Source organism: Citrobacter sp. Ct235 (assembly GCF_030332305.1).
In the GTDB taxonomy this organism is placed as follows: Bacteria; Pseudomonadota; Gammaproteobacteria; order Enterobacterales; family Enterobacteriaceae; genus Citrobacter_A; species Citrobacter_A telavivensis.
Genome location: NZ_JAOWIC010000041.1, coordinates 372,461 through 394,786, shown reverse-complemented (window position 1 = coordinate 394,786; position 22,326 = coordinate 372,461). Strand labels below are relative to the sequence as shown.

General features: G+C 53.9%; 21 protein-coding genes. 11 read left to right on the top strand and 10 right to left on the bottom strand.

What is annotated here, in order from left to right; genetic code table 11:
* On the bottom strand, positions 1-786 hold the full coding sequence (locus tag OGY35_RS08610; protein ID WP_152400758.1) for a DeoR family transcriptional regulator: 786 nt from the start codon (positions 784-786) through the stop codon (positions 1-3).
* Positions 787-1,112: 326 nt separating this feature from the next.
* On the opposite strand from OGY35_RS08610, the gene rbsK reads away from it, so the two are divergent.
* The 7 genes from rbsK to uhpT all read left to right on the top strand — a co-directional run bounded on the left by rbsK (position 1,113) and on the right by uhpT (position 9,517).
* Positions 1,113-2,033: a ribokinase gene (gene rbsK / locus OGY35_RS08605; RefSeq protein ID WP_178825759.1), complete on the top strand. Its 921-nt coding sequence runs from the start codon at positions 1,113-1,115 to the stop codon at positions 2,031-2,033.
* Between the two features lie 27 nt (positions 2,034-2,060).
* The gene (gene fucP, locus OGY35_RS08600; RefSeq protein WP_152400754.1) at positions 2,061-3,374 is read left to right on the top strand and encodes an L-fucose:H+ symporter permease; all 1,314 of its coding nucleotides are present in this window, start codon (positions 2,061-2,063) and stop codon (positions 3,372-3,374) included.
* A gap of 11 nt (positions 3,375-3,385) precedes the next feature.
* Positions 3,386-4,399 (top strand): aldose 1-epimerase family protein, encoded by a 1,014-nt coding sequence (locus OGY35_RS08595; RefSeq protein WP_178825757.1) that lies wholly within the window; start codon positions 3,386-3,388, stop codon positions 4,397-4,399.
* Between the two features lie 153 nt (positions 4,400-4,552).
* Positions 4,553-5,143: a response regulator transcription factor UhpA gene (uhpA, locus tag OGY35_RS08590; protein ID WP_152400750.1), complete on the top strand. Its 591-nt coding sequence runs from the start codon at positions 4,553-4,555 to the stop codon at positions 5,141-5,143.
* Positions 5,143-6,645, top strand: a complete 1,503-nt coding sequence (uhpB, locus tag OGY35_RS08585; RefSeq protein ID WP_152400748.1) for a signal transduction histidine-protein kinase/phosphatase UhpB — start codon at positions 5,143-5,145, stop codon at positions 6,643-6,645. Before uhpA ends, uhpB begins: the two co-directional genes overlap by 1 nt.
* Positions 6,646-6,654: 9 nt before the next feature.
* Positions 6,655-7,983: an MFS transporter gene (locus OGY35_RS08580; RefSeq protein ID WP_178826599.1), complete on the top strand. Its 1,329-nt coding sequence runs from the start codon at positions 6,655-6,657 to the stop codon at positions 7,981-7,983.
* Positions 7,984-8,125: 142 nt separating this feature from the next.
* Positions 8,126-9,517: a hexose-6-phosphate:phosphate antiporter UhpT gene (gene uhpT / locus OGY35_RS08575; RefSeq protein ID WP_152400744.1), complete on the top strand. Its 1,392-nt coding sequence runs from the start codon at positions 8,126-8,128 to the stop codon at positions 9,515-9,517.
* Between the two features lie 77 nt (positions 9,518-9,594).
* On the opposite strand, the gene adeD is transcribed toward uhpT, so the two are convergent.
* Positions 9,595-11,361, bottom strand: a complete 1,767-nt coding sequence (gene adeD, locus OGY35_RS08570; RefSeq protein ID WP_286632014.1) for an adenine deaminase — start codon at positions 11,359-11,361, stop codon at positions 9,595-9,597.
* 175 nt (positions 11,362-11,536) lie between these two features.
* On the opposite strand from adeD, the gene OGY35_RS08565 reads away from it, so the two are divergent.
* Positions 11,537-12,871, top strand: a complete 1,335-nt coding sequence (locus OGY35_RS08565) for an NCS2 family permease (protein ID WP_286632013.1) — start codon at positions 11,537-11,539, stop codon at positions 12,869-12,871.
* A gap of 52 nt (positions 12,872-12,923) precedes the next feature.
* On the top strand, positions 12,924-13,376 hold the full coding sequence (locus OGY35_RS08560; RefSeq protein WP_152400736.1) for a DUF1198 domain-containing protein: 453 nt from the start codon (positions 12,924-12,926) through the stop codon (positions 13,374-13,376).
* A gap of 67 nt (positions 13,377-13,443) precedes the next feature.
* Here the strand turns inward: OGY35_RS08560 and OGY35_RS08555 are convergent, their stop codons facing one another.
* Both OGY35_RS08555 and OGY35_RS08550 read right to left on the bottom strand, forming a co-directional pair.
* Positions 13,444-13,767, bottom strand: coding sequence for a helix-turn-helix domain-containing protein (locus OGY35_RS08555; RefSeq protein ID WP_152400734.1), 324 nt, complete (start codon positions 13,765-13,767; stop codon positions 13,444-13,446).
* Positions 13,751-14,110, bottom strand: coding sequence for a type II toxin-antitoxin system RelE/ParE family toxin (locus OGY35_RS08550; protein ID WP_152400732.1), 360 nt, complete (start codon positions 14,108-14,110; stop codon positions 13,751-13,753). Before OGY35_RS08550 ends, OGY35_RS08555 begins: the two co-directional genes overlap by 17 nt.
* Positions 14,111-14,322: 212 nt before the next feature.
* Here OGY35_RS08550 and nepI point away from each other — a divergent pair, with 212 nt between their 5' ends.
* Entirely contained in the window at positions 14,323-15,516 is a 1,194-nt protein-coding gene (gene nepI, locus OGY35_RS08545) for a purine ribonucleoside efflux pump NepI (protein WP_286632012.1), read from the top strand.
* 157 nt (positions 15,517-15,673) lie between these two features.
* On the opposite strand, the gene OGY35_RS08540 is transcribed toward nepI, so the two are convergent.
* From OGY35_RS08540 to OGY35_RS08520, 5 genes are all read right to left on the bottom strand, one after another.
* Positions 15,674-17,053 (bottom strand): carbohydrate porin, encoded by a 1,380-nt coding sequence (locus OGY35_RS08540; RefSeq protein WP_152400728.1) that lies wholly within the window; start codon positions 17,051-17,053, stop codon positions 15,674-15,676.
* 202 nt (positions 17,054-17,255) lie between these two features.
* Positions 17,256-17,558 (bottom strand): PTS lactose/cellobiose transporter subunit IIA, encoded by a 303-nt coding sequence (locus tag OGY35_RS08535; protein WP_046492303.1) that lies wholly within the window; start codon positions 17,556-17,558, stop codon positions 17,256-17,258.
* A 12-nt stretch (positions 17,559-17,570) separates the two neighbouring features.
* Positions 17,571-18,953, bottom strand: coding sequence for a 6-phospho-beta-glucosidase GmuD (gene gmuD / locus OGY35_RS08530; RefSeq protein ID WP_286632011.1), 1,383 nt, complete (start codon positions 18,951-18,953; stop codon positions 17,571-17,573).
* Positions 18,954-18,973: 20 nt separating this feature from the next.
* The gene (locus OGY35_RS08525; RefSeq protein ID WP_061075858.1) at positions 18,974-20,305 is read right to left on the bottom strand and encodes a PTS sugar transporter subunit IIC; all 1,332 of its coding nucleotides are present in this window, start codon (positions 20,303-20,305) and stop codon (positions 18,974-18,976) included.
* A 12-nt stretch (positions 20,306-20,317) separates the two neighbouring features.
* Complete coding sequence (locus OGY35_RS08520; RefSeq protein ID WP_042323435.1) at positions 20,318-20,632, bottom strand: PTS sugar transporter subunit IIB; 315 nt, start codon at positions 20,630-20,632, stop codon at positions 20,318-20,320.
* A 292-nt stretch (positions 20,633-20,924) separates the two neighbouring features.
* Between OGY35_RS08520 and OGY35_RS08515 the strand changes: the two genes are divergently transcribed.
* On the top strand, positions 20,925-21,881 hold the full coding sequence (locus OGY35_RS08515) for a LacI family DNA-binding transcriptional regulator (protein WP_152406222.1): 957 nt from the start codon (positions 20,925-20,927) through the stop codon (positions 21,879-21,881).
* 35 nt (positions 21,882-21,916) lie between these two features.
* On the opposite strand, the gene OGY35_RS08510 is transcribed toward OGY35_RS08515, so the two are convergent.
* Positions 21,917-22,210 carry a YicS family protein gene (locus OGY35_RS08510; RefSeq protein ID WP_152400724.1) on the bottom strand — a complete coding sequence of 98 codons (294 nt, stop codon included), beginning with the start codon at positions 22,208-22,210 and terminating at the stop codon, positions 21,917-21,919.
* Positions 22,211-22,326 lie beyond the last annotated feature (116 nt).

Below are 22,326 nucleotides of genomic sequence, written 5' to 3'. Positions count from 1 at the left end.
TTAATCGCCGTCTGAATCAGGGGTGATCACCTTGACGGAACCGTTCCGGCAGTGGGTGGCATAATCTGCCGGTAGCGGACGATCGCATATCAGGACATCAAAGGTGGAAAGCGGACCAATGCTGGCGGGGGCGACCTCATCGAACAGGGCGTAACGCGTCAGTAAAATTTTACGCAGTCCGCGCTCCATTGCTTTGCGCTTAGTGGCGAGGTCGTCCGGGTTAAACCAACTGACGCCGAAGTGTTCGTGTACGCCGCTGGCGGAGATAAACACTTTTCGCGGATTCAGGGAATCCAGCGGTGATGGGTTATTCGCATCGTAAAATGCGTCGCTCTTCGCCCGATACGTTCCACCACAGAGGATCGGCGTGGCGTTGGGCTTTTCATTGAGCGCGATAAAAACCTGGTGCGAGTAGCAGATCCCGGTAAAGGCGATCTCGTCCGGGATCATACCGATCACCAACGGCATCTCCGGACCATTATCAAAAAAGATCAGATCGTTTTCGCTCACCAGACCGGCCGCCAGGATAGCGACGGGTAAATCGTCGCGATGATGGGTCTTGTTGGCTGGCTGGGGGACGTTAGCTGGCGCGGTGGGTTTGCTGACCATCACGATATAGCCGCCGAGCAGCGTCAGGGGCAGCGGCTCGTCATCCTGGCTGAGATCCCGGCGAATGGTCATCACGGAAACCTCCAGCATCCGTGCGGCGTCTTTCAGATGGATGCGGTCGGTCTTCTTCAATAGTTCCATCAGACGTCGAATACGTTCTTTTTGTTTGGTTTCCATTCACCTTCTCCGCGATTCATGTTGCGAATGTTCCATGAGTAACATTTTTGTGTCTCTCGGAACATCATCTTGCTGCATTACTATACGTCTGGCTGGCGGGAATTAAAAGCGCCTTTGTTCGCGTTTTTTTGATTGTAACTGTTTTAATTTCAGTTAATTGTAACAGTTTAGATGCTGTTGACAGGTAACAGTGAATCATGAGGCGGGCAATAAATAAACAAGGAAATGATCTTCCAATCGCGATCGTAGTCACAAATGATACGGAAGTAACATGATAATGTTATTTTATTATCATTGTTATGTGATTGTTTCTTAGAGGGTGTAAAATGGATATCGCGGTTATTGGCTCCAACATGGTGGATCTCATCACTTATACCAACCAGATGCCCAAAGAAGGCGAAACCCTGGAAGCGCCGGCGTTTAAAATCGGCTGCGGTGGTAAAGGCGCAAATCAGGCCGTTGCGGCGGCGAAACTCAACTCCAAAGTGCTGATGCTGACCAAAGTCGGCGACGATATCTTTGCGGATAACACCATTCGCAATCTCGAATCCTGGGGCATCAACACCACCTATGTCGAAAAAGTCCCGTGCACCAGTAGCGGCGTGGCACCGATTTTTGTGAATGCGAACTCCAGTAACAGCATTCTTATTATTAAAGGGGCGAACAAGTTTCTCTCCCCGGAAGATATCGACCGCGCAGCGGAAGATTTAAAAAAATGTCAGCTTATTGTTCTGCAACTGGAAGTTCAACTGGAGACGGTTTACCACGCCATTGAGTTCGGCAAAAAGCATGGCATCGAAGTATTATTAAATCCCGCACCGGCATTGCGTGAATTAGATATGTCCTATGCCTGTAAATGTGATTTCTTTGTACCGAACGAAACCGAACTGGAAATATTAACCGGTATGCCAGTGGAGTCGTATGATGATATTTGCACCGCCGCCCGTTCCCTGGTGGATAAAGGGTTAAACAATATTATTGTGACCATGGGTGAAAAAGGTGCGCTTTGGATGACGCGCGATCAGGAAGTGCATGTTCCGGCGTTTCGCGTTAATGCTGTTGATACCAGTGGCGCAGGCGATGCCTTTATTGGTTGCTTTGCCCATTACTACGTTCAGAGCGGAGATGTCGAAGCCGCAATGAAGAAAGCCGTCCTTTTCGCTGCGTTTAGCGTGACCGGGAAAGGCACACAATCCTCTTATCCGAGTATCGAACAATTTAATGAATTTCTTACCCTAAACGAATAATACTTCTGCACTGTAAAAGGTAGCACTATGAACGATAAAAACATCATTCAGATGCCCGATGGGTATCTGAATAAGACCCCTCTGTTCCAGTTTATTTTGTTATCCTGTTTATTCCCGTTATGGGGATGCGCAGCCGCATTAAATGATATTCTGATTACGCAATTTAAAAGTGTATTTTCACTCAGTAACTTTGCCTCAGCATTAGTTCAGAGCGCCTTTTATGGCGGTTATTTTTTAATTGCGATCCCGGCATCTCTGGTGATTAAAAAAACCAGTTATAAAGTGGCTATATTAACCGGCCTGACGCTGTACATTGTCGGCTGTACGCTCTTTTTCCCGGCCTCGCACATGGCGACCTACACCATGTTCCTTGCCGCGATCTTCGCGATTGCGATTGGTCTGAGCTTCCTGGAAACCGCAGCGAACACCTACAGTTCGATGATCGGCCCAAAAGCCTATGCCACCTTACGCCTGAATATCAGCCAGACGTTTTATCCGATTGGCGCGGCGTCCGGCATTTTGCTGGGGAAATATCTGGTCTTTTCCGAAGGCGACAGCCTGGAAAAACAGATGGCGGGAATGAATGCCGAGCAGATCCATAACTTTAAAGTGCTGATGCTGGAAAACACCCTTGAGCCGTATAAGTACATGATTATGGTTCTGGTGGTGGTGATGGTGCTGTTTTTGTTAACCCGCTTCCCGACCTGCAAAGTGGCGCAAACCGCCAACCATAAACGCCCGTCGGCGATGGACACGTTGCGCTATCTGGCCAGCAATGCCCGTTTCCGCCGCGGTATTGTGGCGCAGTTCCTGTATGTGGGGATGCAGGTGGCCGTGTGGTCATTCACCATCCGTCTGGCGCTGGAGTTGGGCGATATCAACGAGCGTGATGCCTCTAACTTCATGGTCTATAGCTTTGCCTGCTTCTTTATCGGTAAGTTTATCGCCAACATCCTGATGACCCGCTTTAACCCGGAAAAAGTGCTGATTCTTTACTCCGTCATCGGCGCGCTGTTCCTTGCCTATGTTTCGCTGGCGCCGAGCTTTAGCGCCGTGTACGTCGCAGTGCTGGTGAGCATTCTGTTTGGTCCCTGCTGGGCGACTATTTATGCCGGCACGCTGGATACGGTGGATAACGAACATACCGAAATGGCGGGCGCGGTGATTGTGATGGCCATCGTTGGCGCCGCCGTGGTCCCGGCGATTCAGGGTTATGTGGCGGATATGTTCCACTCGCTGCAACTCTCGTTCCTTGTCTCCATGCTGTGTTTCGTTTACGTGGGGATCTACTTCTGGCGCGAAAGCAAAGTGCGCAGCCTGGCTGAAGCGACCGCTTCCTGAGGAGAACGATTATGACAACACGTATCACGCTGTGGCGGACGCTCTTTAGTGAACATCCGCAAATCCTGCTGGAGAACAGTGATTTCACGGTTACCGCCTTTCGTTATGCCAGCGGTGTGGAAGGGCTGAAGGTGCAGAACAGTCGTGGTCATCTGGTGATTCTGCCCTGGATGGGGCAGATTCTCTGGGACGCGCAGTTTGACGGCCACGATCTGACCATGCGCAACATGTTCCGCCAGCCGAAACCCGCAGCGGAAGTGGTGGCGACCTATGGCTGTTTTGCTTTCCATTCAGGACTGCTGGCCAATGGCTGCCCGTCGCCGGAAGATACTCACCCGTTACACGGTGAAATGGCCTGTGCTGCGATGGACGAGGCCTGGCTGGAACTGGACGGCGACAGCCTGCGCGTGACCGGACGCTACGAGTATGTGATGGGATTCGGTCATCATTATCAGGCGCAGCCTGCGGTGGTGATGCATAAAGCGAGCGCGCTGTTTGATATTCAGATGGCCGTCACTAACCTCGCGTCTGTCGCGATGCCGCTGCAGTACATGTGCCACATGAACTATGCATATGTGCCAGAGGCGACGTTCAGCCAGAATATTCCGGATGAGGCGCTGCGGCTTCGCGAATCGGTCCCGGCGCATGTGAAACCCACCGAACAGTGGCTGGCATTTAATCAACGGATCTTACAAGGCGAAGCGTCGCTGGCGACGCTCAATGAACCCAGCTTCTACGATCCAGAAATCGTCTTCTTTGCCGACCAGTTGGACAGGTATACGGATAAACCCGAATTCCGCATGATCGCCCCGGATGGCACCACGTTTGTTACCCGTTTCGCCAGTTCGGAACTCAACTACGTAACCCGCTGGATCCTGTATAACGGCGATCAGCAGGTCGCGGCATTTGCCCTGCCTGCCACCTGCCGTCCGGAAGGATTTCTTGCCGCCCAGCGAAACGGCACGCTGCTTGAGGTTCAACCGCAGCAAACCCGGACATTTACGGTCACCACCGGCATCGCCTGAACGCTCAAGGCTTGAACAGCAACGCGCTTATCGTTAAGGTAAGCGCTTTCGCCGGATGGCGGCGTAAACGCCTTATCCGGCCTACAGCGGTATCTGCCTGTAGGCCGGATAAGCGTAGCGTCATCAGGCCGTTGCACGCGCCAGGACAGAACCATGATCACCGTTGCCCTTATAGACGACCACCTTATCGTTCGCTCCGGCTTTGCCCAACTGCTGGGGCTGGAGGCGGATTTGCAGGTTGTTGCCGAGTTTGGCTCGGGGCGTGAGGCGCTGGCAGGATTACCGGGACGCGGCGTTCAGGTGTGCATTTGCGACATCTCAATGCCGGACATCTCCGGGCTGGAGCTATTAAGCCAGTTACCGAAAGGGATGGCGACCATCATGCTTTCTGTTCACGATAGCCCGGCGCTGGTGGAACAGGCATTGAACGCCGGGGCGCGCGGTTTTCTCTCTAAACGCTGTAGTCCGGATGAACTGATCGCGGCGGTGCATACGGTGGCAACCGGAGGTTGTTATCTGACGCCAGAAATTGCCGTCAAACTGGCGGCCGGACGTCAGGATCCGCTGACCCGACGCGAGCGCCAGGTGGCGGAAAAGCTGGCGCAGGGGATGGCGGTGAAAGAGATCGCCGCCGAGCTGGGGCTCTCGCCGAAAACGGTGCACGTCCATCGCGCTAACCTGATGGAAAAACTGGGTGTCAGCAATGACGTTGAGCTGGCGCGGCGCATGTTTGACGGCTGGTAATGAAAACCCTGTTCTCTCGGTTAATCACCGTTCTCGCCTGTTTTTTTATCTTCTCTGCCGCCTGGTTTTGTCTGTGGAGCATCAGCCTGCACCTGGTTGAGCGCCCGGAACTGGCGGTACTGTTGTTCCCGTTTGGTTTGCGTCTGGGGCTGATGCTGCAATGTCCGCGCGGCTACTGGCCGGTTTTGCTGGGCGCGGAATGGCTACTCACCTTCTGGCTGGCGCAGGAAGTGGCGTTGGCGCATCTGCCTCTTTTGATGATCGGCAGTTTGCTGACGCTGCTGCCCGTGGCGCTGATCTCCCGCTATCGCCATCAGCGCGACTGGCGGACGTTGTTGCTTCAGGGGGCGGCGTTGACGGCGGCGGCGCTGTTGCAGTCGCTGCCCTGGCTGGGACAGGGGGAAGCGGCGTGGAATGCGCTGCTGCTGACCCTGACCGGCGGATTAACGCTGGCGCCTATCTGCCTGGTGTTCTGGCACTATCTGACCAGTACCACCTGGTTGCCGCTGGGCCCGGCGCTGGTGTCGCAACCGGTGAACTGGCGCGGTCGGCACCTGATCTGGTATCTGCTGCTGTTCAGCGTCAGCCTGTGGCTCCAGTTGGGATTGCCCGCCGAGCTTTCGCGGTTTACCCCCTTCTGTCTGGCACTGCCTATTATCGCGCTGGCCTGGCACTATGGCTGGCAGGGGGCACTGATCGCAACGCTGATGAACGCCATTGCGCTAATTGCCAGCCAGACCTGGCACGATCATCCCGTAGATTTACTGCTCTCTCTGCTGGCGCAAAGCCTGACCGGGCTACTGCTTGGCGCAGGCATTCAGCGTCTGCGTGAGTTGAATCAATCACTGCAAAACGAACTGGCGCGTAATCATCGGCTGGCGGAGCGCCTGCTGGAAACCGAAGAGAGTGTGCGCCGCGACGTGGCGCGTGAGTTGCACGATGATATCGGACAGACCATCACCGCCATCCGTACCCAGGCCGGGATTGTACAGCGGCTGGCGGTGGAAAACGGCGGCGTGAAGCAGAGCGGTCAACTTATCGAACAGCTGTCGCTTGGCGTTTATGATTCCGTGCGGCGCCTGTTGGGACGCCTGCGTCCGCGCCAACTGGACGATTTAACGCTGGAACACGCTATCCGTTCGCTGATGCGGGAAATGGAGCTGGAAAGCCGCGGCATCGTCAGCCATCTCGACTGGCGAATCGACGAGACGGCGCTCAGCGAAAGTCAGCGCGTCACCCTGTTTCGCGTCTGCCAGGAAGGGCTGAACAATATTGTGAAACACGCCAATGCCAGCGCGGTGACGCTGCAGGGCTGGCAGCAGGACGAGCGGCTGATGCTGGTAATTGAGGATGACGGTAGCGGTTTGCCGCCGGGCTCCGGCCAGCAGGGGTTTGGCCTGACCGGGATGCGCGAGCGCGTGACGGCGCTCGGCGGTTCACTGACGATTTCCTGCACCCACGGTACGCGAGTTAGCGTCTCGTTGCCCCTGCGTTACGTTTAAGGAGCGGCGATGCTGACCTTCTTCAAAGCACCGGCGAATGCGCCGCAGTTAACGGACAAGCGCGAGATTGACGAACGCTACCGCTACTGGCGTCGTCATATCCTGCTGACCATCTGGCTGGGCTACGCCCTGTTCTACTTCACCCGTAAAAGTTTTAACGCTGCCGTGCCGGACATTCTCGTCAGCGGTGTATTAAGCCGTAGCGATATTGGCCTGCTGGCGACGCTGTTTTACATCACCTATGGCGTGTCGAAATTCGTTTCCGGCATCGTCAGCGATCGTTCCAACGCTCGCTATTTCATGGGGATCGGGCTGATTGCCACCGGTATCGTCAACATTCTGTTTGGTTTCTCCACCTCGCTCTGGGCGTTTGCCCTGCTGTGGGCGCTGAACGCCTTCTTCCAGGGCTGGGGCGCGCCGGTGTGCGCCCGTCTGCTGACGGCGTGGTATTCCCGTAACGAGCGCGGTGGCTGGTGGGCTATCTGGAATACCGCGCACAACGTTGGCGGCGCGCTGATCCCGATCGTCATGGCCGCTGTGGCGCTGCACTATGGCTGGCGTGCCGGGATGATGATGGCCGGAACGCTGGCGATTGTCGTCGGGTTTTTTCTCTGCTGGCGGCTGCGCGACCGTCCGCAGGCCGTGGGATTACCGCCGGTAGGCGACTGGCAGCACGATGCGCTGGAAATCGCCCAGCAGCAGGAAGGCGCAGGACTGACCCGCAAAGAGATCCTCACCAAATACGTGCTGTTCAACCCTTACATTTGGCTATTGTCGCTCTGTTATGTGCTGGTATACGTGGTGCGTGCGGCCATCAACGACTGGGGCAATCTGTATATGTCCGAGACGCTGGGCGTCGATCTGGTGGCTGCCAATATGGCGGTGACGATGTTTGAACTGGGCGGATTTATCGGCGCACTGGTGGCAGGCTGGGGGTCGGACAAACTGTTCAACGGAAACCGTGGGCCGATGAACCTGATTTTTGCCGCCGGGATTTTGCTTTCGGTCGGCTCGCTGTGGCTGATGCCGTTTGCCAGTTACGTGATGCAGGCTGCCTGTTTTTTCACTACCGGATTCTTTGTCTTTGGCCCGCAGATGCTGATCGGAATGGCGGCGGCGGAGTGCTCGCACAAAGAGGCGGCGGGCGCGGCGACCGGGTTTGTGGGGCTGTTTGCCTATCTCGGCGCCTCGCTTTCCGGTTGGCCGCTGGCACAGGTGATGGAAACCTGGCACTGGACCGGTTTCTTCGTTGTTATTGCTATCGCCGCCGGCATCTCTGCCCTGTTATTACTGCCGTTCCTCAACGCCCAGGCCCCGCGCGAGGCCAGTGAAGCGTGATGTAGCTCACTTTTTTACCGCGAGTGGGGCAAAACTAAGACATTTTCCCGGTTTCGCCTGGACGCTGTCTCAGGCGTGTCTCCCGACTGATTTTTACAATGCCTGCTATTCGCAGGTATAAAAATGAACTCGGGAGTGTCCTATGCTGGCCTTTCTAAACCAGGTGCGTAAACCCACCCTGGATCTGCCGCTCGATGTGCGGCGCAAGATGTGGTTCAAACCGTTCATGCAGTCTTATCTGGTGGTCTTTATCGGCTATCTGACCATGTACTTGATCCGCAAGAATTTTAACATCGCCCAGAATGACATGATCTCCACCTACGGGTTGAGCATGACGCAACTGGGGATGATTGGCCTGGGGTTCTCCATTACCTACGGCGTGGGTAAAACGCTGGTCTCCTATTACGCTGACGGCAAAAACACCAAGCAGTTCCTGCCGCTTATGCTGATCCTCTCCGCGATTTGTATGCTCGGCTTCAGCGCCAGCATGGGCACCGGCTCGGTGAGCCTGTTCCTGATGATCGCCTTCTATGCCCTGAGCGGTTTCTTTCAGAGTACCGGCGGGTCGTGCAGCTATTCCACTATCACAAAATGGACGCCTCGCCGTAAGCGCGGCACCTTTCTCGGCTTCTGGAATATCTCTCATAACCTGGGCGGCGCGGGCGCGGCAGGCGTGGCGCTGTTCGGTGCGAACGTCCTGTTCGACGGGCACGTGATTGGGATGTTTATCTTCCCGTCGATTATCGCCCTGATTGTCGGCTTTATCGGTCTGCGATTCGGTAGCGATTCGCCGGAATCTTACGGTCTCGGCAAAGCTGAAGAGTTATTCGGCGAAGAGATCAGCGAAGAGGATAAAGAGACTGAAGAAAATGACATGACCAAATGGCAGATCTTTGTTGAATATGTGCTGAAAAACAAAGTCATCTGGCTGCTGTGTTTCTCCAACATCTTCCTGTACGTGGTGCGTATCGGTATCGACCAGTGGTCGACGGTGTACGCTTTCCAGGAGCTGAAACTGTCCAAAGCGGTGGCGATTCAGGGCTTTACTCTGTTTGAGGTGGGCGCGCTGGTGGGGACGCTGCTGTGGGGTTGGCTCTCGGATCTGGCGAACGGTCGACGGGCGCTGGTGGCCTGTGTGGCGCTGGCACTGATCATCGCGACGCTTGGCGTCTATCAACATGCCAGCAATCAGTATGTCTATCTCGCGTCACTGTTTGCGCTCGGTTTCCTGGTGTTTGGTCCGCAACTGCTGATTGGCGTAGCGGCGGTGGGCTTTGTCCCGAAAAAAGCCATTGGCGCAGCGGATGGTATCAAAGGCACCTTTGCCTATCTGATTGGCGATAGCTTTGCCAAGCTAGGCCTGGGGATGATTGCTGACGGTACGCCCGTGTTTGGTCTGACCGGTTGGGCGGGCACCTTTGCTGCTCTGGACGCTGCCGCGATTGGCTGCATCTGCCTGATGGCCATGGTCGCGGTCATGGAAGAACGCAAAATCCGTCGGGAAAGAAAAATTCAGCAGTTAAGAACCGCTTAAGTGTGTAGTGGGTAACATGTTGCCCAGCCTGTGCGCTGGGCTTTTTTATGCCTGTTTCTGGCGACGGCGTTCTGAAATCAGTCAGCAATCTCCGGAGAGATAAAGGTAAACGTTTCACCGTCAAACAGTCCCTGGCTGGTGAGTTTTAGTGCGGGGATCACCGGTAAGGAGAGAAACGCCATCTGGATAAAAGGCTCATCAGGCAGCGTGCCACACTCGCGACCCGCCGTTTTGAGCGCATCGATTTGTCCAGCCAGCGAATCGGCGGTGTCGGTACTCATTAATCCGGCAATTGGCAGCGGCAAATGGCACTGCACCTGACCGTTACGCACGACGCAGAGCCCGCCGCCATCTTCAATCACCTGATTAACCGCCAGCGCCATTTCATCAGCGCTGCAACCGATCACCACAATATTATGGCTGTCATGGCTGACCGTTGCCGCCAGCGCGCCTTCACGCAGGCCGAATCCGCCTAATAAACCGTAGGCCGGGGGCGACTGCTGACCGTAGCGTTCAAGCACGGCGATATAGCAAATATCAGGGCGATCGAAACCCCCGGCGATGCACATGCAGGCACTGGCGCCCGTCACCAGTTCGTTAGGGATAACATCAATCACCCGATAGCGTTTGCCGGGGGTGAAATGCAGCGCAAAGTCATCGGCGCAGACGGGGTGCCGCGCAATGGTATTGCCATAGGGCGGAACGGTTTGCGCCAGCCTTGCCGGTTCCCCGGCTTTCAGGCGTTCGGCATCAATGGGTTCCCCTTTGACAAACACTTGCTGTACCGCCACGTTGCGGGCATCGCTGAGCAGGACGATATCCGCCTGTTTTCCGGGGGCCAGTAAGCCTAAATGGTGCAGGCCAAAATGGCGTGCTGCTGACCAACTGGCGATGCGGTAAGCGACGTGTAGCGGGACGTTATGGTGTAAAATCAGTCGGCGAATCAGTGCATCAATATGCCCTTCATGAGCGATTTCCCAGGGATTACGGTCGTCGGTGCAGAGCAGGCACTGTGGGCTGTTGAAGGCGTTGATGAGCGGTGCCAGCGCGTCGAGGTTGCGGGCGGCGGACCCTTCGCGGATCATCAGCGCCATCCCAAGTTGCAGTTTGCGGCGCCCCTCCTCCAGGGCGTAACTCTCGTGGCAGTTCTCTATCCCGGCGGCGATGTAGGCGTTGAGCGCCTTACCGCTCAGTCCAGGACAGTGGCCGTCCAGCGTCAGATGGCGGAAGGCATCCATTTTGTCGAGCAACGTATTTTGTCCGGCAATGACGCCAGGATAATCCATCACTTCCGCCAGTCCGGCCACCAGTGGATGATCGCGCCAGGTCAGCATCTGGTCGAGGGAGAAACGCGCGCCATTCACATCACATCCCTCCAGGGCCGGAACGCAGGAACTCACCTGAAGATACTGATTCTGCTTCGCCAGTTCGGCGCAGCGGACAAACCAGGAAAACCCCTTTTCGCCCATCACATTGACGATTTCATGCGGATCGCAAACAACGGTGGTGAGCCCGCGCGGCAGCGTTGCGGTTTCAAATGTGACCGGCGTCATCATGCTGGATTCAATGTGCAGGTGTGAGTCGATAAAGCCGGGAACGGCCGTTGCGCCGTGGGCATCGATACGCCGTAATGCCGGGGCGTCACGATACTCTGCGCCGATGCCCGCGATATGTCGTCCTTTGGTCACGATGGGCCCCGTCATTTCCCCGCCATTGATAATATCGAGAAGGATGACATTATCAATAATATAATCGGCGACGGCTTCACCGCGCGCAACCGCTAATAATTTCTGCCGTTCCTGACGGCTAATATAATGAAATTTATGACTTATGCCGTTGTTCATATTTTTCTCATTTTGATTTTATCAATTTGATTATTATTTATCATAAAGAAATGCCGGGTGATTATTTAAAGCTTATCGATTAACGGGCATTGGCATTGTGATTGCAATCACTGAATTAAATATGGGAGATGTTTTAAATGAGACCTGCTTATATCTTCATTAATGGATAAAAAAGATGAATAATGATGTCAGTGATGACGCGAGAAATGATTTAAATCATCTTTCGCGATTATTTAAACTGCGCCAGCATGGCACCGACGTGCGGACAGAAACGATTGCCGGGATGACGACTTTTTTAACGATGGTGTACATTGTGTTCGTGAACCCGCAAATACTCGGGGCCGCACAGATGGATCCCAAAGTGGTGTTTGTCACCACATGCCTGATCGCCGGCATCGGCAGTATCGCGATGGGCCTGGTCGCTAACCTTCCTGTTGCATTAGCCCCGGCGATGGGATTGAACGCGTTTTTTGCCTTTGTGGTAGTGGGGGCGATGGGGGTGAGTTGGCAAACGGGAATGGGGGCCATATTCTGGGGCGCGGTCGGACTCTTTTTACTCACGCTTTTTCGCATTCGTTACTGGATGATTTCCAATATTCCGATTAATTTACGTATCGGCATTACCAGCGGTATCGGCTTATTTATTGCGTTGATGGGGTTAAAAAATGCGGGCGTTATTGTTGCGAATAAAGACACGCTGGTGACCATTGGTGACTTAAGTTCCCACAGTGTATTACTGGGTATTTTAGGTTTCTTTATTATTACCGTGCTGTCATCGCGTCAGTTTCATGCTGCGGTGCTGGTTTCCATTGTTGTCACCTCCTGTTGTGGATTGTTTTTCGGTGATGTCCATTTTAGCGGCATCTATTCTGTGCCGCCCAGTATCAGCGGGGTGCCAGGTGAGGTGGATTTACGCGGTGCATTATCGCTTAACCTGGCCGGGATTATCTTTTCATTCATGCTCATCAATTTGTTTGATTCATCAGGAACACTAATTGGTGTGACGGATAAAGCCGGGTTAATCGGTAGCGACGGTAAGTTTCCAGGCATGAGGCGGGCGCTGTATGTCGACAGTGTAAGCTCGGTTGCCGGGGCGTTTATCGGCACCTCTTCCGTGACGGCCTACATTGAGAGCACCTCGGGCGTGGCGGTTGGCGGGCGCACTGGTCTGACGGCGGTGGTGGTGGGCGTGCTTTTCCTGCTGGTGATGTTTTTTTCTCCGCTGGTGGGTATGGTTCCCGCTTATGCAACGGCAGGGGCGCTGATTTTTGTCGGCGTGCTGATGACCTCCAGCCTCTCCCGCGTTAACTGGGATGATTTTACCGAGTCGGTGCCTGCGTTTATCACCACGGTGATGATGCCTTTTAGTTTCTCCATTACCGAGGGGATTGCGCTTGGATTTATGTCCTACTGCATTATGAAAGTGTTTACCGGACGCTGGCGGGAGTTAAACCTCTGCGTCATTACGGTCGCGGTGCTTTTCGCACTGAAAATCATTCTGGTGGATTAGTATTCGCGGGCCGTTTCCAGATATCATGAGCGCGGATAAAGCAGGAGAACTCATGGTCTGGATAATGCTGGCCACACTGGCGGTGGTGTTTGTTGTCGGGTTTCGGATCCTTACTTCCGGATCCCGGCGGGCGATTCGCCGCTTGAGCGAGCGCCTGAATATTGATGTGGTGGCGGTAGAATCGATGATCGATCAGATGGGAAAAGCGCAGGGAGAGGCATTTTTGCAGTATCTCCACCGCCCCGACGAGTCGCATCTGCAAAACGCCGCTCAGGTCCTGTTGATCTGGCAAAGTGTCATTGTGGACGGCAGCGAGCAGAATCTGTTGCAGTGGCATCGCCTGCTGCAAAAGGCCCGGCTGGCCGCGCCGATCACCGACGCGCAGGTGCGTCTGGCACTCGGTTTCTTACGTGAGGCCGATCCGGATATGCAGGACATTAATGCGTTCCAGATGCGTTACAACGCCTTTTTTCAACCCGAAGACGGCGTGCACTGGCTGCACTAAGACAATATGGATGATGAATGTCGTTAACTGAGCCGACGATATTCATCATGAATTACGCCATTCGCGGTTACGCCAGAACTTTTAATCCATGCTTCTGGACAACGCTCAGCAGTTTGAGAGACATCCCACTGGGGCGTTTCGCGCCGCTCTCCCATTTTTGCACGGTGGACACGCTGGTGTTCAGGTAATGTGCGAACACGGGTTGGCTAACGTTGAATTTCTCGCGTAGTGCTTTAATTTCAAGCGGCAGGAGAGCGTTGACCTGGCTCAGGCAGGCTTTGTCGAAATTGCGCATCGTTTCCTGAGGGATCGCCTCAACGTTATATAACCCGGATGCTGCGCTGTGGATGGCTTCGAAGGCTGGGCTTTTAAAGTTATTTTTTATAGTCATCGCAGACCTCCACCAGTTCTTTACTCTTAATCAATGCCGTAATGTTGTCATCAGTCAGACGAGCGTAATGTTTTGCTAACTCACGAAAGCCCGCCAGTTCGTTGATAGTGATATTTGTCATGTCCTGTTTGGCATACAAAAACGTGTAAAACCAGTGGTTGCCACCCCTCGCGAGGATAATCGCGCGGTCACGGTTCTGGTTCAGACGCTTTTTAAAAATGCCGCCTCCCAGATCGTCTGCCTGCCCCTGCAAAGTGGCTTCAATTGCCTGGCATAACTCATCATCTTTGATGGCATGGGATTTTGCTTCCCTGGAAAACCATTTGGTTTTGAATACACGCATCGGAGACATCCTGTAACCGTAAGTATAGCACCTGGTGGCATACTATGCGTTTCAATACGATGATAAATAAATTTTGCGGTAGATATTTCACATTTGCGAACCTTCTCGAAAGCGGCAATGCAAACGAAGAAAGTAGCCAAAACGTTAAATACGTCACATTTAAAATGTTACACTGCGTAGCTTCCCCACAAGAAATCGACGCAGATAGCAAAATGAGTGAATGTATCGAAGAGAAAACCCACGCTGACGTTGTCGCTCGCCCAAACTGGTCGGCAGTATTTGCCGTGGCGTTCTGTGTGGCTTGCCTGATCACCGTCGAGTTTTTACCCGTCAGTCTGTTGACGCCGATGGCGCAGGACCTGGGCATTTCTGAAGGCGTAGCCGGACAGTCGGTGACCGTGACCGCGTTTGTCGCCATGTTTGCCAGCCTGTTTATCACGCAGATCATTCAGGCCACTGACCGTCGCTACGTAGTGATTCTGTTCTCCGTGTTGCTGACCCTCTCCTGCCTGCTGGTCTCTTTTGCCAATTCCTTCGCGTTACTGCTGGTGGGACGCGCCTGTCTGGGACTGGCGTTGGGCGGATTCTGGGCGATGTCGGCCTCGCTGACCATGCGGCTGGTTCCGCCGCGTACGGTGCCGAAAGCGCTGTCGGTGATTTTCGGATCCGTCTCTATCGCGCTGGTTATTGCCGCGCCGCTGGGCAGTTTCCTGGGGGGGATCATCGGCTGGCGTAATGTCTTTAACGCGGCGGCGGTGATGGGCGTGCTGTGTATTGTCTGGGTGGTGAAATCGTTGCCGCCGCTGCCCGGCGAGCCTTCGCATCAGAAGCAAAACATGTTCAGCCTGCTGAATCGTCCGGGCGTGATGGCGGGGATGATTGCCATCTTTATGTCCTTTGCCGGGCAGTTTGCGTTCTTCACCTACATCCGTCCGATATATATGAATCTGGCGGGCTTTGATGTCGATGGCCTGACGCTGGTGCTGTTGAGCTTTGGTATTGCCAGTTTTGTCGGCACTTCGCTGTCGTCCTTGATTCTCAAACGCTCTGTCAAACTGGCATTAGCCGGTGCGCCGCTGGTGCTGGCGCTGAGCGCACTGGTGCTGATGCTGTGGGGCAGCGACAAGATTGTTGCGGCAAGCATTGCAATTATCTGGGGGCTGGCGTTTGCGCTGGTGCCGGTGGGATGGTCGACGTGGATCACCCGATCGCTCGCCGATCAGGCAGAAAAGGCTGGATCCGTCCAGGTCGCCGTGATCCAGCTTGCCAATACCTGTGGGGCCGCGGTGGGAGGCTATGCACTCGATAACCTTGGCCTGCTGTCGCCCCTGATGCTTTCCGGCAGCCTGATGCTGCTGACGGCGCTTCTGGTGGCAGCGAAAGTTCGCATAAAGGGTATGCAATGACCTCAACCCTCATTGAGGGTTCCTTCACGTAGGCCGGATAAGGCGTTAACGCCGCCATCCGGCATTATGCCCGGTGGCGCGTTGCTTACCGGGCCTACGTGACTGTAGGCCGGATAAGGCATTTATGCCGCCATCAGGCATAACGCGATATTGCCAATCAGAACCACGCTTCCCACATCGCGCCGACGTTGAAATCGTCCAGCGTTTCGTCATCTGTACCGTTCACACGGGCGGTGCGATCGTTATCCACTTTGCCGCCGGTGACATAGAAGCGCAGCATTGGACGGAATTCCGGCCCCATCGCGATCGACATGTTCTGCGACAGCGTCAGCTTCCAGCCTTTGTTATCGCCGCCGTTGTCATAATCGACACGCTGATAGCCCGCTTCCAGCCAGGTGGAGTGCACGTCGTTCCAGAAGTACATGGGACGTACAATGGCACCGTAGTTCTTACGATTTTCACTCTGGTCAGCACTGTTATCGTAGTCATGGAATGCCAGCAGGTATTCAACCTGCGCCTGCTGCGTAAACTTGTGGCTTCCTTCGAAGCTGGCGTAAATCGCGGTCAGGTCGTCGGTTTTGTTGTAGACGCTGTTGTCGGAGTTATCAGAGTAACGGGCGATCACTTTGTTGACGCCGCTGTCATTGGTATGACTCACCACAAACGCGCCCTGCCAGGCCTTCAGGCGATCGTCGGTGTCGACGGCTTTCGAGTCAAAGCCGTAGTTGGCGTAGATTTCCAGATCCAACGGACCGAGTTTCATGCCGTGAATTTTTGAGGTAACGGCGTAGTTCCCTTTATCACCCGTGCCGGAACCGCCGGTACAGGTAATGCGTGACGGGTTGGCTTCATCTTCCATCACTTCCGGGCTGCACGATTCAACGGCAGCTACGGTGGCAACGTCAAACTGAATGCCGCCAATATCGAAGTTCTTCACCCCGGCACCCTGGCCGTCGTGGTTCATCCAGAAGTAGTCGTTGATCCCCTGTTGCGGACGCTGGTGGAAGTCGCGACCGGCCCAGATATAGGCGTTCGGGTTGGATTCCAGGACGTTGGTGACTCCCGCGTAAGCTTTTTTGAGGTTCACCTCGTCGCCCCAGTGGTCGATCATCACGTTGATATCCCAGATCGCGCCGTTGTCGCCTTTGAACGCTTTGGAGAGCTGGAATTCACCGCCGTTGCCTTCGTTACCCAGACGACCAATGGCGGATGCACCGTTATAGGAACCATCAACGCCCACGTATTTCTGATCGCCACTCTGGAACTGCGCGCCATAACGCGCATAGCCACTGAATTTCACACCGAACGGAATGGCCATGTCGGGTGACTGTGCGGCGCTTTGCGGCTCGTTAATGACATCGGTTTTTTTCGCCACAGCAGCGTCCATTTTCGCCTGACGTTCCGCAAGGGCTTTATCTACGGCTTTGGCGACGATGGCGTCGATTTGTTCCTGAGTAAATTCCTGTGCGAGTACAGAAATCGGGCAAAGCGCGGCCACGACCGCCATGGCTAATGGAAGTTTTTTTATCATGTTCATGGTTATCTCATTTACGTTTTATCCTTCAGTTTGCATTAAGTATTCTGAATAGATGTGCGCATTAATTTATTTTAAGATAATAACCATCCCGCCTCGGTGTAATTCGCTATCACCAAAACAAGTTGATCTGTTATTTATAGATAGAGGTACAGATAGTATTTATTTAATCGTAGTGACGTCTCCGTTTATTATTTAATTTACATTAGCGTTGATAGAGATGAATAATTTCTTCTGACAGTTCGCGGGCTAACAGCGACGTCATTAAGTGATCCTGCGCATGCACCATAATTAACGTCATGGGTTGCCGGGCTTCCCCGGCATCCTGTTCGATCAATTTGGTTTGCATGTGGTGAGCCTGACGAGCGTAGCCGTCAGCCTCCCGAAGCAGGCTTTTCGCCTCGTCAATGTTGCCTGCACGCGCGGCGTGCAGCGCCTCGAAGCACAGACTACGGGACTGTCCGGCATTGACGATAATGTCCATTACTGCTTCTTCTAATGCAATCATTGTCTGTATCTCTTAATCGAATCCGTTGTGTTCGGCGGTATTAGCGAACCACTCGCCGCTCTTTTTCACCGTACGTTTTTGCGTGTCTAAATCTAACTGTACAAAGCCATAGCGGTTTTTATATCCGTTGAGCCATGACCAGTTATCAATAAACGTCCACATATGGTAGCCAAGACACTGACAGCCCTCGCTGATCCCTTTATGTAGCCATTTAAGGTGTTCAGAAACAAACTCAATACGGTAGTTGTCGTTAATTTGCCCATCCTGAATAAAACGCTGTTCGTTTTCTACGCCCATTCCGTTCTCAGAAATAAAGCAGCGCGGGTTGCCGTAATTATCACGCAGGTTCGTAATAATATCGTAAATACCCGGCTCATAAATTTCCCACCCGCGATAAGGGTTCATTTTGCGGCCTGGCATTTCGTAGTAATCAAACAACCACTCCGGCATAAAGGGCGCATTCAGATTGACTGCGGTATCACGGCATTTCACCCGACGCGGCTGGTAGTAGTTAATCCCCAGCAGGTCGATTTTGCCATCGGCAATCAGCTGTGCGTCACCCGGTTGACAGGCTGGCAACTGATCGTACTCTTTCAGCAATGCCACCCGATCCGCCGGATATTCCCCTTTCAGCACCGGATCGAGGAAGCTGCGGTTAAACAGCAGATCCGCATAGTGTGCGGCTTTCACATCCGCCGGATGCGGTGAGCGCGGATAGGAAGGCGTCAGGTTAAGCACCACGCCAATTTCGCCATCGTTGTTGCCCGCGCGATAAGCGCGAACCGCTGTCGAGTGCGCCAGCACGGTGTGATACGCCACGGTCGCTGCGCGCCTGAAATCCACTACGTTCGGGTAATGGAAGTCATACAGATAGCCGCCTTCCACCGGCACAATCGGCTCGTTGAAGGTGAACCAGTGCTTAACGCGGTTGCCGAACAATTTGAAACACGTCTGCGCGTAGCGGCCAAAGGCCTCCACGACGTCACGGTTTTCCCAGCCGCCCTTCTCCTGCATCACCATCGGCATGTCGAAGTGAAACAGCGTGATAAACGGCGTGATGCCCTGCGCCAGCAGTTCGTCAATGACGTTGTTATAGAACGCCACCGCCTCAGGATTCACCTCGCCCGTACCATCAGGAATCAGACGTGACCAGCTTAACGAGGTGCGGAAGCTGTTATGTTTTAACTGCTTCAACAGCGCGATGTCCTGTTTCCAGTGCTGATAAAACGTCGAGGTGTTCGCCGGGCCAACCCCCTGATGGAAACGACCTGGCTGGCGGTCGAACCACACATCCCATGTGGTCTGGCTTTTGCCGCCGTTCAGGCTATCCCCTTCGGTTTGCAGCGCTGAGCAGGCACTGCCCCACCAGAAGTTTTCAGGAAAACGGTATCTCATTGTTCTGACTCCTTGATTCATTATGAGTTGCTACGGGCAGCGTTCGCCACGGAGACGGCGTCCTGGGCTTTTTGCTCTTCTGTTTTCATCAGAGAGCGTTCGTAAGCGCGCAGGAACGGGAGGTAAATCAGCGCCGACATCACCATGCAGATCAGGCACATCACCACCGGACTAAAGGCCCAGTTTGCCGCCCACGATGCGCCAATCGGTGCGGGCGTGGTCCACGGCGTCAGTGACACTACCTGATCCAGCCAGCCCAGACGGGTCGCAGCGTATGCCAGTACGGCGTTGATCATGGGCACGAAGACGAACGGGATAAACAGCATCGGGTTCATGATGATCGGCGCACCGAACAGAATAGGCTCATTAATGTTAAAGAAGCTAGGGACGATCCCCATTTTGCCGATCGTCCGCAGATGGGTAACGCGACTGCGCAGCAGCAGGAAGGCCAACGGTAAAGTAGAGCCCACGCCGCCGATCAGCAGGTAGTGATCCCAGAAACCTTGCAGATAAACGTGTGGCAGGGCGACACCCGCCGCGAGAGCAGCCTGGTTTGCCGACAGGTTTGCCATCCAGAACGGGTTCATAATGCCCGTGACGATCAGCGAGCCGTGAATACCGGCAAACCAGAAAATCTGGCACATCAGAACCGAAAGCAGGATCGCCGGCAGGGAGTCAGACGCTGAAACCAGCGGTGCCAGCAGATGCATAATCGCCTGCGGAATAATCATTCCGGTCTGCGCTTCAATAAACAGGTTCAGCGGATGCAGCGTCGCAATGACCACCAGAACCGGAATGAGGATCTCAAACGAACGGGCGACGCCGGTTGGAACCTCTTTCGGCAGACGGATTGTGATGTTGTGCTGCTTCAGCCAGGCATAGACGCGCGTGGAGTAGATGGCGGTGATCAGTGCGGTAAAGATCCCCTGACCGGAAAGATATTGCGTGGAGATTTTACCGTCGGCATACGGTGCGGCGACCAGTAAAAAGGCCATAAACGCCAGCAGGCCGGACATAATCGGATCGAGATTAAACTGACGGCCCAGACTGGCGCCAATGCCCACGGAGATGAAGAACGTCATAACGCCCATACTGAGGTTAAACGGCAGCATCAGTTGTTCACGATATGTGGCGGAAAAATCGAGCCAGCCACGGGCAAAGCTGTTGGTGGTTTCGGCAGAGAACGGCGGAAAAATAAACACCAGCATGAACGAGCCGATGATCATAAACGGCAGCGCCGCGGTAAAACCATCACGAATCGCAATCACGTATTTCTGCTGGCCCAGTTTACCGGCAAGAGGCGTGATGGATTGTTCTATGACAGCAACCATTGACTGATATAACGAACTCATAATGACACCTTTCTAATGTGCCGCTTCAATCAGCGACAGAGCAAAATCCAGCACCTTGTCACCGCGTTGCATTCCGTAATCCTGCATATCAATGGCTTTTACGGGGATGTTTTGGGTGGCAGCCTTCTCTGAGAGCGTGTTAAGCATGTATTTTACCTGGGGGCCAAGTAACACCACCTGGTAGTTTGGAAACTGAATGTCAAATTCGGAAACGCCATATGCATCAATTTGTACTGGCAGCTTCCGCTCTTCTGCGGCTTCGACCATTTTACGAACCAGCAGACTGGTGGACATCCCTGCAGAGCAACACAACATAATCCTGAACATTATTAACCATCCTCAAAATGTAAAAACTTATTGCGAGTCTGATTTGATATCATACGGAAACCGGTTTCCATACGAAGCAAACGGAACTGTGATAACCGTCAAGATCTTATTCTTATAAGGCTAATTATTTGGATTTGGCTCACGGTTTCGTCGCTATTTCACGCTTTTTGAGTGGAAACGGAAAATCGGTTTCCATGAAAAAAGGAAAACGCTATACTGCTGGTGGCGAATATTTAAGCCAATGTTAAATTCAGGATTGAAGGAGCCAGGCAGGCTCTGTCAGGGGAGAATGATGTCTACTATCAACGATGTATCGCGTTTGGCTGGCGTGTCTAAAGCCACGGTGTCGCGCGTGTTGAGCGGATCGCGTGGTGTGAAGGAAGCCAGTCGTCTTGCCGTGTTAAAGGCGGTGGATGAGCTGAACTATCGTCCGAATGTGATTGCCCAGTCGCTGCTCAGTCAGTCCACCGGCTGCATAGGCGTGATTTGCGCGCAGGACAACATCAACCAGACGACTGGCTACCTTTACGCGCTGGAAAAGCACCTGAGTCAGCATCAGAAACATTTGTTGCTTCGTTTCGCCAATACCAAAGCGGAGGTGATGAGCGCCCTCGATGAGTTAAGCTGCGGCTTGTGTGACGATGTGCTGATTATTGGTGCGCGTTTTCCGCTGCATATCACGCAGGAGAACGTCATTCTGGTGGACTGTCTGGAGGCAGGCGACGACGTGACCAGCATTCAGTTTGACCACACCTTTGCCACCGAAACGGCCTGTAACTATCTGATTAGCCAAAATCGTCGGCAGATAGCCCTCATCCATCCTGAAGGCATGGGGTTCTGCGAACAGGTGCTGCTCGGTTACAAACATGCGCTGGAGAAGAACTTCCTGCCGTTTAATCGCAACCTGGTCTTTATGGAAGCGACCTCTTCCTCGGTAGCGTTACAGGAGCTGTTAAATAACGCTTCCACGCTTAACTTTAACGCGCTGCTGGTGGCGGATGAGCAGCAGGCTCAGCGGGTGATCCCGCAATTGCAGGCGTTTAATAAGTCGGTTCCGGAAGACATTATGATCTTTAGCCTCGCCGGCTCGCTGCATCTGCCGGGGATCCCGACCATCCCGGCAATCGAATACTCTATGGATGCGATGGCGGCGCGGATTGTCAGTTGGCTGAACGAAAAAACGCAAAGTATGTTGGGATCGTATGTGCTGCGCGGCGACTTAATCATCCCGGATGTGCGTCAGCGGTAAAGTTTATCATCGGGCGTGAAGCGCGGGCTTCACGCTTACATGTCCGGGCATTCCACCTTGCCGAGCGCTTCCCAGTAGTTGTTCTGATTATTCCTTTCCATCGCCAACGCCGCCTCGCGGATGTGCTGCTGATTGTCTTTATTCGCCATGATCGTTTTTTCCCACGCCTCGTCAGAAGGTGAACCTTGTGGCGTACAGATTTTGCGTAGGTCCTTGAGTATCGTATTTTTTTCGTGCGCGGATTGCAGTGCGCCGTAAGGCGAGTCGGCCTGTGCCAGCGTGGGCAGCAAGAAAAGGGCGGCAATGATCGATAAAACGGCTCGTTTCATGATAATAATCCTTGTAGTCGATGCGCATCATTTCAAGAGTAAGTGTAGACGGTGTACGACTCCCTCAGCAGCCCGTGCTACTGTCGGAAAACGATTCAGCCAAAAGTTGTAGTTTT